The 12,877-nt window shown below is 41.4% G+C and carries 8 protein-coding genes; all 8 read left to right on the plus strand.

Features of this window, described 5'->3' with window-relative positions:
- Window positions 1–15: 15 nt before the first annotated feature.
- The 8 genes from FPZ44_RS05125 to FPZ44_RS05160 all read left to right on the plus strand — a co-directional run bounded on the left by FPZ44_RS05125 (window position 16) and on the right by FPZ44_RS05160 (window position 12,854).
- Window positions 16–615: a TetR/AcrR family transcriptional regulator gene (locus FPZ44_RS05125; protein ID WP_144988002.1), complete on the plus strand. Its 600-nt coding sequence runs from the start codon at window positions 16–18 to the stop codon at window positions 613–615.
- Between the two features lie 97 nt (window positions 616–712).
- Window positions 713–1,177, plus strand: a complete 465-nt coding sequence (locus tag FPZ44_RS05130) for a 2-thiouracil desulfurase family protein (RefSeq protein WP_144988004.1) — start codon at window positions 713–715, stop codon at window positions 1,175–1,177.
- A 293-nt stretch (window positions 1,178–1,470) separates the two neighbouring features.
- Window positions 1,471–2,304, plus strand: a complete 834-nt coding sequence (locus FPZ44_RS05135) for a stalk domain-containing protein (protein ID WP_144988006.1) — start codon at window positions 1,471–1,473, stop codon at window positions 2,302–2,304.
- Window positions 2,305–2,713: 409 nt separating this feature from the next.
- On the plus strand, window positions 2,714–3,610 hold the full coding sequence (locus FPZ44_RS05140; protein WP_144988008.1) for an AraC family transcriptional regulator: 897 nt from the start codon (window positions 2,714–2,716) through the stop codon (window positions 3,608–3,610).
- Window positions 3,611–3,719: 109 nt separating this feature from the next.
- Window positions 3,720–4,697: an N-acetylglucosamine kinase gene (locus FPZ44_RS05145; protein WP_144988010.1), complete on the plus strand. Its 978-nt coding sequence runs from the start codon at window positions 3,720–3,722 to the stop codon at window positions 4,695–4,697.
- A 25-nt stretch (window positions 4,698–4,722) separates the two neighbouring features.
- Window positions 4,723–6,033: a 6-phospho-beta-glucosidase gene (locus FPZ44_RS05150; protein WP_144988012.1), complete on the plus strand. Its 1,311-nt coding sequence runs from the start codon at window positions 4,723–4,725 to the stop codon at window positions 6,031–6,033.
- 288 nt (window positions 6,034–6,321) lie between these two features.
- Window positions 6,322–7,248 carry a hypothetical protein gene (locus FPZ44_RS05155; RefSeq protein WP_144988014.1) on the plus strand — a complete coding sequence of 309 codons (927 nt, stop codon included), beginning with the start codon at window positions 6,322–6,324 and terminating at the stop codon, window positions 7,246–7,248.
- Window positions 7,249–7,334: 86 nt separating this feature from the next.
- Window positions 7,335–12,854, plus strand: a complete 5,520-nt coding sequence (locus FPZ44_RS05160) for a polymorphic toxin-type HINT domain-containing protein (RefSeq protein WP_144988016.1) — start codon at window positions 7,335–7,337, stop codon at window positions 12,852–12,854.
- The last annotated feature ends 23 nt before the right edge of the window (window positions 12,855–12,877 follow it).

Here is a 12,877-nt window from a genome sequence, read left to right on the forward strand (position 1 = left end):
GTTATAGATAAGGAAATGAAGAGAAACAAAGCAGATACAGATGAAACGATTCGTCAGTTGATTGAAGTGGGTAGAGCCCATTTTACGGAGCATGGATATGCGGATACATCATTGGAATCGATCGTTCAGGATGCACAGTTAACACGCGGGGCGCTCTACCATCATTTTGGAAATAAAAAAGGATTGTTCCGTGTTGTACTAGAATCGGTTCAGCAGGAAGTTGCCGAGTTTTTAGAGCAAGCAGCTTCTAGGAGTGAAGACATGTGGGAACAGCTTCATTTTGGATGTCGTGCATTTGTTATTGCTGCGGTAGAGCCTCGACGCAAACAAATTATGCTTATAGATGGCCCATCTGTGTTAGGGTGGGAAGAGTGGCGCATGCTCGATGAGAAGCATTCGATGCGTCTGCTGCGTGAGCAGCTTCAATCGATGAAAGAACATGGTTATCTACATCCTGTGTCGATTGATGCGATTACTCATTTTCTATCAGGGGCATTAAATGAAATCTCGCTCTGGAATGCGCAGCAATCCGACTCCGAACAATCTATGGAAGAAACGATGAACGTAATTTCACTGTTCCTGGAAGGATTTAAGCGTAGATCGTCTAATATGTAGATAATGTCATGCCGCAGCTTGTCTATACGATGATGAGGACCCATATCGTCTTGGAACAACAACACGGCGTATCGAATAGGTGAAAGAGGTATCCAATATGATTATGGTGAGTTCTTGTCTTGCTGGTTTGGAAGTCAGATATAATGGTACCCATTGTTTGCATGATAAGTTAAAGCAGCTAGTCGATAATAAACAAGCAATAACGGTATGTCCCGAGCTTATGGGAGGATTGCCAACGCCAAGAGAGCCAGCCGAAATTGTTGAGGGTGATGGCTATGATGTATTGAACGGTGCTGCCTTCATTAAGGATCGTTCAGGAGTAGATGTGACTGCTGCCTATATGGAAGGGGCTATGCGAACGCTGGAGTTGGCTCAACAACTTGAAGCTACGCTTGTAGTCTTGAAGGAGAACAGTCCGTCCTGCGGCAGTTCAATGATTTATAATGGCAAGTTTATAGGCGAGAAAATAGCGGGGAACGGTATTACCGCTGCTTTGTTGAAGAAGCATGGCTTTAGCGTTATATCTGAAGATGACTTTGTGCAAATGCTGCAAGAACTTTAAGTGCGATAACTAGTACATTTTATTGGCTGAAAAGGTTAACCTCTATATTGAAATGTACAATCCGAACCGAAAATTACGAACAGGGGCGAAGATATTTCTTTAGCCCCTTGTTTTTTGTTCCTTCTGATAGAAATGATCCGGTTTTCAAATAGTCTGAAAGGATCAAAAATAAGTGGAATATAAGGAAAAGACTTGTAATTTATCGGTATCTATCGCAATATATAAATATTACATATGAAAATACTAGAAATTATGTACTATTTTAAACTTGCATAAAAGGGGTTAATCAGCACATGAAAATGGTCAAAATGAAGAAGTCTATTTTTATCGCAACTATGGTTTCTGTAAGTCTTATGTCCGGTGCAGTAGCTGTTGTTGCTTCAAATGGCATGGAAAAAATTTCGGCATTCCTGAATCATAAGGTTCAATTTAAAGTAGATGGGAACGAGTGGACACCTAAGAGTGACAACGGCAGCAAATTGGCGCCGGTTGTTTACAAAGGGACAACTTATCTGCCTGCACGTGCGGTTGCAGAAGCAGTTGATGCAGAAGTGAAGTGGAATGGTGCTACGCAAACGATTACGATTAATACAGGTAAAGGTTCTACAGGAGGTACTTCTACAAAGCCAACTGAAAAGCCTGATAAGCCAGTAGAAGTTCCGCAAGCAAATGGTATCATTAAGCTTGGCGATAAAGAAGAGACAACGAAAAAAATGCGTGAGCAGGCAGTAACGCTTATTAAATTGTACGGTGAAGCGCTCGAGACGGGCAGCACGAAAAAGTACGATGAATATATTACAAAAATTACAGCTGATAAATACCCTAACTCTCCAATTCGCGATGGACATCAGCATTACAAAGATAAGTTCAAAAAGAAAGTAGACGAAGTTATCGCTGCGAATTCCAAAGAAAAAATAGCAGAGTATGCAAAAGCAATGAAGGCAGTTACGTTGGATCAAGTTGAAGATTATCATATTAGCGATAAGAACGAGTACAGTCAATCGTTCTCCTTTAAGTACTTCCCTAAAGGCTGGACTGCGTTCAGCAGCACTTATGTGTACTTCGAGTTCGGTGCAACGAAGTATAAAGGTACAGACTATGAGCTGTTTGCAGCCTATATTAACTAATATAGGCGCGGTATTTTCTAACTAATCTCATTATGGAATCATAAAAAAAGCCTCCATTTCCGCTGGAATGGGACCTTCTCCTGTCTACAAACAGGGTAGTCCCTGAATAGTGGTTTGGGGGCTTTTTTCGCCTCCAGTCTTCGAACAAGCCGCTGCTAGTTGTCGCTCACGGGAGTATAAGTGTGAATGAGCAGCGAATTGCTACTTCATTTTTTAGTAAGAATTAATACAAAAGATCCGAGATATGGATTGCTTCCCATCTGGATTTACGGTATAAATAGTTTCGTTATCATCTGTTACTAACTGGGCTTTTGATTATTGTGAAAGAAAGTTAGCATATAAAAAGAGGATAAGTCGTATTTATATCGAAATCGTGACATAGGATGCGCTTGAAAGGAGCGGCTGTTGGATGGTAAGACCCCATATGATAGAACGTGATAAAATCCAATTCAATAACCCTTCATTCCCGCTAATGGCAACGACAACAGAAGGAGTAAGCCCTGGATTCCAGCGGCTTCATTGGCATGTAGCCATGGAGATGAATTACATCCGTCAAGGATCCGGGTATTACTTGATTAATGGTATTAAGGTGCCTTTTAGGCAAGGCGATTTGATTATGATAAATGGCAATGATGTTCATCGGGCATTCGAACAGGAACAGCTCGTGATGGATGTTATTTTATTCGAACCTTCTTTATTAGCAGTTGATCTTAAATATGACCCAGATATCTTGCGTCCGTTTCGTGAAATAGGAGTGTCGTTCTCTCCACTTGTTGCGGGTGAGCAGCGGGTGTCGACAGATTTAATCCATCTTTTTAGAGCGATAATGGATGAAATCAATCATGAACGACCATCCGCTTTGACCCTCGCCCGCGCCTATTTGCTGCAGTTTCTCGCACTTGCCAATCGTCATTTAGCATTGTCTGAAGTTCCGCTTGCACCGGTGAAGCACCGAGGAATGAATGCAATAAAGGAAGTTATTCATACGATGGAAATGAATATGGCTTATCCATGGACGCTTGGGGAATTGGCGGATCTCGTTCATTTAAGCCCGTCACGCTTTAGCGCATTATTCCAACAAACGGTTGGCACGTCACCCATGGATTATTTGATTCAGCTGAGATTGACCCAAGCTGTTCATTTGCTAGAATCGACGGAGCTGAAAGTTATTGATATTGCTGAACGATGCGGCTTTCGTAACTTATCTAACTTCAATCGATTGTTTAAGCAGCATATTGGAACATCGCCAAGTGATGTTAGACAACACTATGAAGGCGTTTCCAATCTTGTGGAGACAGTAAGATAGTATCAGTCATTAACGGTATAGTAGTAGTTTGCCAGATCGTAAAGGTGTATCGTTAGGATAGATATGGAGCGAATCATTACTAACTCTAGGTGTGACAGGAGAGAGAACGATGGGCATTTACTTGGGTGTAGACGCAGGCGGAAGCAAGACACATGCCGTCATCACCGATCATAACGGCCAAGTGCTCGGCAAGGGGCATGCAGGCAACGGTAATCATCAGGTCAACCGCCAAGTGGCAGAAAGTAATATTCGTCAAGCATGTGAAGGAGCTTTGCAGGAAGCGGGAGTTACGCATGAGCAAGTAAATTACGCTTACTTTGGTTTGGCTGGAGCGGATCGTGAAGTGGATTATGAAATTTTGCGTCCGATGATAGCAGGCTTGGGCTTCCCTCGACATCATATTACTTGCGATACGATGATTGGCATGCGTGCAGGTACGAATCAAGCGCATGGCGCAGTCATCATTTGTGGAACGGGATTCAACAGCGCTGCCCGTAATCGTGCAGGAGACGAACTGCAATATGGCGGATTTGGCTACAAGTATGGAGATGGATATGGAGCGGGATCAAGCTTAGCTATGCTAGCATTCCGTTCGGTAATGCGTGCGTGGGATGGTCGTGGACCTAAAACGGCGCTTACAGATATGGTACTCCGACATATGAATATGAGCAGTGCGGAGCAATTGTTTAATGAAGTATTAGATGGGAAACGCTCCATACCACTTGATTTGGCGAAGACTTTGTTTGAGGCAGCTCAAGTAGGTGATCAGATTGCAATTGATATTTTGACAACCGAAGGAGAAGAGCTAGGCAATGCTGTTGTGGCGCTCATTCGTAGATTGAATATGTCCGAAGACAAGTTCGATATCGTATATATCGGAAGTGTTTTAAATAAAGGAAGCGGCGCATTTTTGACAGATGCAATTGAGCGAGTCGTAGCTGAACATGCGCCGAATGCAAGCTGTGTTAGATTGACGGCTGATCCAGTAGCAGGAGCTGTTATGAGTGCTATGGAATGCGATGGATTAACGTTAAGCGAAGAACTAGAAACGCGTATGAAGTCTTTAACATTTGAATTGATATCCTAGTGTGCATAATGAGGAGGAGAACTGGATGACACAACGTACAGGGTTGAAGATTGCAGTTATTGGTGGAGGTTCGTCGTATACACCGGAGATCGTGGAAGGATTTATTCGCAATTACGATCAAATGCCGATTCGTGAATTATGGCTTGTTGACATTGAGCAAGGCAAGCACAAGCTAGATATCGTAGGAAACTTAGCAAAACGTATGGTAGAGGAGTCTGGACTTCCGATTGAGGTTCATCTTACACTTGATCGTCGTCAAGCGATTGAAGGCGCTGACTTCGTATCTACCCAAATGCGCGTCGGATTGCTTGAAGCTCGTAAAAAAGACGAGCATATTCCGATTACGTACGGTGTAATCGGTCAAGAGACGACTGGCCCTGGGGGCATGTTTAAAGCGCTTCGTACCGTTCCTATCATTTTGGATATTTGCCGTGACATAGAAGAGCTTGCGCCAAATGCTTGGATGCTGAACTTTACGAATCCTGCTGGTATCGTAACAGAGGCAGTAGCAAAGTACAGCCGTGTTCGCTCGATTGGTCTTTGTAACTCTCCAATTAACGTACAGAAGTTCTTGGCTGCGCAGTATGAAGTATCTGAGAAAGACGTATTGCCAGAGTTCGTAGGTATTAACCACCTTCATTGGGTAACTTCCTGTCAAGTTAAAGGAGAAGAGAAGCTTCCTGAAATCTTGTCTGGAGGTATGGCATACACAGCGAAAAACGTTCCAACGGTAGGTTGGGATGCAGATTTCTTGAAGTCATTGGGTGGTATTCCGACGTATTATTTGAAGTATTTCTACATGACGGATTATATGCTCAACGAGATGAAGGAAGCGATGGAGAAGAACGGGACTCGTGCCGACGTCGTAAGCCGTGTAGAAGAAGAGTTGTTCGAGCTGTACAAAGATCCGAACTTGCGTGAGAAGCCGAAGCAGTTGGAACAACGCGGCGGTGCTTACTACTCCGAAGCAGCGGTGAATCTGATGAACTCGATCTACAACGATCGTAAAGATATTCAAACGTTGAACGTTGCGAACGGTAACATTTATGACTTCCTACCAGCCGATGCTAGTATCGAGGTTAACTGTGTCGTTACGGCACAAGGTCCAATCGCACTTCCTCCGCGTAATGTACCTGAGCATGTAAAAGGCTTGATGCATGCGGTGAAGGTGTATGAGCAGCTGACAATTGAAGCGGCTATTACAGGTGACCGCGGTATTGCATTACAAGCACTTGTTCATCATCCACTCGTTCCTTCCATTGAAGTAGCGAAGAAGCTGTTGGATGAGATGTTGGAAGCAAACCGCGAGTACTTGCCGAACTTCTTTCGTGAATAGAACGGAAGATAATATACAAATGCATAGAATTCCCTAGCGATTACTTTTGAGAGTGGTTGTTAGTAGAAAATGATAAAGAAGGCATCTTGCAAATGACGATGACGACAAGTCTGACCCGTTATTTCGCGAAGATGTCTTTTTTTGTATGTTATCGATTGACAGGATTTTACTTTTGTTGGATAATAATAGTATTTCGCCTGTAAAGACCACTGTTTGTAGCACATGAAGAGGAGGTGTTCTTTCTAAGAAATACACGTAAGTAAATAATGTTTTGGAGGTTTGTACAAAGTGAAAAAATTCAATTTTTCAACATGCTCATTGATTTTTTGTATCCTTACAGTATTGAGTACTATTGGCATTCCAATTTCTGCTGCAAAAGCAGGAAAGCTTCAAAGTAACACTAGCAGTATTAGTTATTGTTCTCGCGACACTACAAATAATGGTTATATTGATACACTTGTATACAGACAATTATCGAAAACTAGTATTGAACTATCTTGGACAGTCGTGTTAGATACTGCATATGAACCTGAAACTCCGCGTCCAGGTAGACCGCCGTTTGAACCACCAGTAGAACCACCTTGTGAGATGATAATGGCATCAAAGCAATGGCAAATACCCAGACCTGATCTCAAGCCGCAGAGAAATACAAATTATAATATATATAATGCTAAAAACCAATTTGTCTCATCCACATCAAGCAACTCCATTGTAATAAATAATTTAACTTCAGTTGATGCCCATAGGTTTAGAGTCGAGCTTAATGAATTTCAGTCATATGTCCATCAAAAAAGTATTGACGTTTTCCTCCATCCAACGGCTCCTTCGCAGCTAACGGTTCAGGTTCAGAACAACAAAAACTTGATTATGAATTGGAATGCATCCACTAGTAATTTTCCTGTTGTCTATTATATTTATGACGGTACTACCCTCCTAGGAACCACACAATCCACCAGCTTTACTGTAAATAATGCTTCTAGAAAATTGTATAGTATAACAATCGTAGCCGAGGACACTACGTTTAAAAACAGATCTCATGCTAGTAACACTGTCCCTGTTTTTCTTATTAGTGGGACGAACTATGTGTATGATGCTGACGGAAAGCTCATTAAACAGACTTTTGGTCGCGTAGTTAACAATGTTGCTATAGAAGTTACTTATGTGTACACCTATGATCAAAAAGGAAATTTGTTGAAAGTTGAAAAAATGCCGTGACCTTAGATAGGCTGTATATTTGGCGGCATCATACTTGCTAAAAATTTTTAGTTGTTAACTATATGTAAATAGGGGAATGTGAGCAGATGAAAAAGATGAGACATTTATCAGCATTACTTGCTTTACTACTATTTTTAGAAATGACATCGCCTTTATTCATGCAGGCTATAACAGCTGCGGCAGCACCTGCATCTATTTCAACTCAGACATCTGACAATAAGGTACTTCTGACCATTGACTACATTTCTAAGAAATACAATGTATCTCCTTCAGATATTCTCTCAAGGTTAAATGAAGGATACACGTTACAGCATATCCATAACGCTTTGGCGCAAAATCCAGAAGCAACGGCATTGTTTGCTACATTAGACCAGTTATATCCGGGTGTAGGTAAGAAATATGCTCCTCCCACAGTAGCCGATGCAACCTATGCAAGTAGCAGAAATATCAATTCGGTTACTGGTGTTACTTATCCATCCGCGGATGATTCGAACGTTACAGACTCCGTTTATGGAATCATGAATACGATGAGTAGTGTGAATCTGCCTCCGGTTACTCATGACGCATTAAGCCTTGTAAAACATAATACCAAGTTAGATCAAGCACCTTATTCTATTCAAACAGGAAATGAATCTATTTCAAGTGTTGATGGCTCCTTGAACTTATCATCGACTGATTTATCTATTCCAGGAAGGAATGGATTATCTTTTTCGTTGCGTAGAAGTTACAACAGTAATGAAGCGGAGTTTTTTCAGAAAACAGTAAAGAATACGGAGTATCATGTAACCGATATTGTTCCCTATTTTTGTGGACCAGTGTACAAATATATTAATGGACTTAATAATCCTAAAGTAAAGTGGAGAGAGCTCACAGAAAATTGTTCGTATGAGGGTGTGATGAGATACGGACCAACTTTCACATTCGAGTACCCAAGAATTTCTGTGCCACACCTTTCTGGTAGATCTGAACCGCTTGATAAGAAAGCAGATGAAATATTTACACCAAGCAGTTTCAATCGAACAACAAATCCATTTTACTGGTTTGATGCATACTACGATATTGATCTCACTTTAACGTTAAAAGACGGGAAATATTACGAGCGTGTATGGTCTTATAATATTCCGTATCCTTCCGTGATAGATAATGATGTTAAAAGAAATGACTTGGATTCACGAGTAGGAGTCGGTAAAGGCTGGACTTGGGATATCGCCTATATGAAGTTTGATGGAAATGAAACTTATATTCGTATGCCAGCAGGTGGAGTCTACCAAGTAGATAAAGATCTTAAGCTTAAGCGCTATCCTTGGAAAGATGCTGTGTTGACGAAAGATACAAGTAGAAAAGTAGACTGGCGAATTTCTGCGTATGCATTGAAAATGAAACAAGGCACAACGTACTATTTTGATTCATATGGTGCTTTGATTCGAGTAGAAGATAGCTATTCCAACTTTTTGAACTTCCAACACTCAGGTTCGGGATTAGAAAAAGTAACAGATTCTTTAGGAAATTACATTCAACTTAATTATGGTTCGAATATTACGGCTACGAATGGTAGAGAGTCTGTAACCTATCATATGAACACGTTACCTGTAAATGATACTAGCATCTCATATTTATCGGCTGTTACGAATTCGATGGGTAGAACGACTCACTATGCATACGACTTTGCTCCTTCTAAATTCTCAGTAACCTCAGAATCAGTTAATCAAAGAAATGACTACGCTTTACTAAAAACAATTCATCATCCAACAGGTGCTCGTACAGAGTACCGTTATGATAAAGTTCTTCGACATTTGGGACATGATTCTAAGCAAGAACAGTATAGAGTGGTTGATCGAAAAGATGTTGTTCAATATGTTAATGGATCCGTAATTGAAAGTAATCAAACGAATATTCAATATGAATCAGACCCGTATGCTTCTTCAAAGGGTGGTAGACATAAAACCATATTTAAAACCGGGGATTCAATCATTATATCTACTTACGATAAAGCATTTGCATATGATGATTTTACGTTCCGAAATGTAGAAACTGTACAACAAGCAGGGCATGTGCAGCATATTACGAATCAAGCGTATACATCGGATATTTTTAACCCTCATCCAACACAAATTACTTCCAAGAAAAGAAACAATGGGGTGGAAAGTCCATCTCTTATCATAAACCGTCAGTACGATGAGAATGGAAATGTAACCAGTGAAACGAATAATCTTGGAGCTAGCACGACGACCACGTATGATACCAAATGGGGATTGCCAGAGACGATTAAGACAAATGTGGATGCGAACCAACAGACGTTTACTCGCGTGTTTCGTAACAATAAAGGGTCTGTTCACGACTCCCGAATTTATTCGAATAAAGAATTTGGTCAATTACTCAGTCATACCACATACAGTCATGATGAATTCGGAAATGTTACGAGAGTAAATGCCCATAAAAATGGTATATTGAACGCGGCGGCCGTATTCAAATATCAATATGGACCGGAGTATCAATCTGGATTTCTAACGCAGCAAGAAGTAAAGGTGACCAATGCAAATGGACAAGTCTCCACGATTGTGGAAAAAGCGAAGTATGACCAAGCTACAGGACGCTTGCTTTCGTACACTGATGGTAAGCAGCTAACGACATCCTATACCTACGATGTATTAGGCCGAACGACATTAGTTACGATGCCAAACCAAAGTCAGATTAGCTACTTATATAACGACACACACAACCATGTTCAAATGAAGAATACCCTTGGTGAAGTGACTGAAGCATGGTTTGATCCGCTTGGACGTAAGATCAGAGAGACACAAGGACTAGGTCAGGTCAAATACGGCTATGATGAGCGCACAAGTCAACTACAATGGACAGACGATGCATACGGCAATCGTACATCGTACAGCTACGATGGTTTTGGACGTCAGATTCAAACGACCTATGCCAATGGGACATCGGATCGTGTGGAATATGACGATGCCAAGTTGACGTTGACTACTATTGATGCAGATCAGAACCGTACAAAAACGACTAGTGATGTACTAGGAAGAGCAGTACTTGTAGAAAAGCTTCATAATAAGCAGAACTATACACCGATAGAACGCACGGAATATAACTACGCAGGTGATATCACTGCTTCAATTGATGGGAATGGCAACCGTACCTCGTTCCAGTATGATGCTGCGCGTAAACTAACTGCGGTGACGGATGCATCGAATCAGACGACAAGCTACTCCTATGATCTTCTTGGTAATTTAATCGAAACTACCTATGCGAATCAGCAGAAAATCAAGAAAGAATACGATGAATTCGGTCGTGTCGTGAAAAAGATTAATGGGACAGGCCAGGAACAGCGGTATTACTACGATGCAAACGGCAATCTGGAGAAATATATTGACCGCAGCGGTACGGAAACGAATAATCGCTATGATGTCATGAATCAGCTAATTCAAAATACGGTAGGTACTGAAAACGTTCAATACAGCTATGATACCGAAGGTAGAATGCTAACGATGACGGATCATAGAGGAACAACGAGATATGAGTACCAGCCTAGCTCTGGTTTTTTGACTACAATCCAGTATCCAGATGGTTTCAAGCTGGAAAACCTTTATGACCTCAATAAAAAAATAGGTTACGAATTTTCGCTGCCAACATGGACCTTCTCGAAAGTTCGGGGTACTTATGATAATGTTAACCAACTGAAACAGTTGAACATATTTAGAGGTAATTTTTCAAATATTGTTTCATATGACCGCTTGGCAAATGGTCTTCTGGCGAAGCAAACCTTTGCAGACGCCTTCGTATCGCAATATCAATACGAAGATACGAAGCTGAAACAGTTAACCTATCTCAAAAACGGAACAGCACAAAATACGTTTCAATATGGGTATGATGCAAATGAAAACATTACACACCGCAATGAAAATAACTACATCACGAACTTTACGTACACCCCACTGAATCAAATTCAAACATCAAGTGAATACAACGAGACCTATTCGTATGATGCAAGATATAATCGACAGACGCTAGACAGTAATAGAGATCCGTCAATTAAGGAAGCGCAGTATGAATATGATAAGAAGAATAGATTAATAAAAGTTACAGGCAATCATAGTCCAGTCACGTATTCATACACAGGAGATGGACTACTGTACGAGCGTGTGGAGAACAACGTTAGAACCCGTTACTATTATGATGCGGACAAACGATTAGTTGCAGAAGGTACAGTCGGCGCAGATGGGAAAGCCAACATTACTTATACTTTTTTGTATGAAGTAGATGGTAAGTTAGTTGGACGTCAGGATCGGTCAACAGGTAAGCCGCAATATTATCAGTTAAATGGACATGCTGACGTTGTAGCTCTGGTAGATGAGGCTGGCAATAAGCTCAATGAATATCGCTATGACATTTGGGGCAAGCCGCTGGAAGAACGAGAAACGGTTCCGAATAACTTGAAATATTCGAGTGAATATTGGGATAAAACGACGGGACTTCAGTATCTACAATCGAGATGGTATGACCCAAGCATGGGGCGGTTTATTAGTGAGGATACGTATGAAGGAGAACTGAATGATCCACTCAGTTTGAACCTGTATACGTATGTAGAGAACAATCCGCTTATGTACCACGATCCAAGTGGAGAATACGGTGTAATGAACTGTAAGATGCGCTGCTTTTCCGCGGGAACCAAGATCCAAACAGAAGATGGCTATAAAGCTATTGAAGACATTGAGGTTGGAGACAAGGTTCTGGCAAAGAGCGAAGAAACAGGTGAGCTCGCCTACAAAGAAGTAGAAGAGACCTTCCAGCGAGTAGCGGAAGAAACGTACCATGTCACGGTAAAAGACACGACATTCGTGACGACAGAGGAGCATCCGTTCTGGGTGCCTGGAGTAGGCTGGGTAGAGGCGAGAGATCTAAAAGTCGGGGATAAACTCGTCGATAATGAAGGCAATGAATACGCGATAGAACGAATTGAAGTTAAAAAAGAGCAAACCAAGGTTTATAATTTTAGAGTAAATGGGTATCACAACTACTTTGTAACGGACCTGAAGATCTGGACGCATAACTGCGGCGGCTTTCCTGGGGGAGCAGGCGGAGGCGGTTATAGAGCAGGTGGAGGGGGAAGTTTTAGCACGGACCTTCCTCTATTTAGACCGAGTACGATTTATAGGCCGTTTAAAGCGCCGGATGTGAAGCTTCCTAAGCCGAAGGCTAGTGCGAGTTCAAGCAAGAGTTCTTCTACTAAAGGGACGGGAGATAAAGTACCCACTAAATCTGGTGGTGGGAGCGACCCTAATAATTTTGTAAATGAGCATGCTAAAAAGCACATGTACGAGCCAAGCAAACCATCTACACCAAATAGATCACAATATGGAGAAAATGTTGATGTCGGACGATTAAGGTATGATACCATTAATTATCCAGATAAAGCATACTCAAACTGGCCTGGTAATCCTAATAATCTGAATAAGCAAAGAATTACAAAATACTATAAGGAGTACAATGGTAACATTAGTACGCATCATACTCCAACAGGGAGTCATAGAGTGTTTGACAACATAGATAAGCCTAGAAGTAGTTCTCATTTCCCTTATGTTCCAAGAAACAGATAAAAGAAGGAGTGTTAAATATCTTA

The sequence above is a fragment of the Paenibacillus agilis genome, assembly GCF_007786455.1.
Lineage (GTDB): Bacteria > Bacillota > Bacilli > Paenibacillales > Paenibacillaceae > Paenibacillus_B > Paenibacillus_B agilis.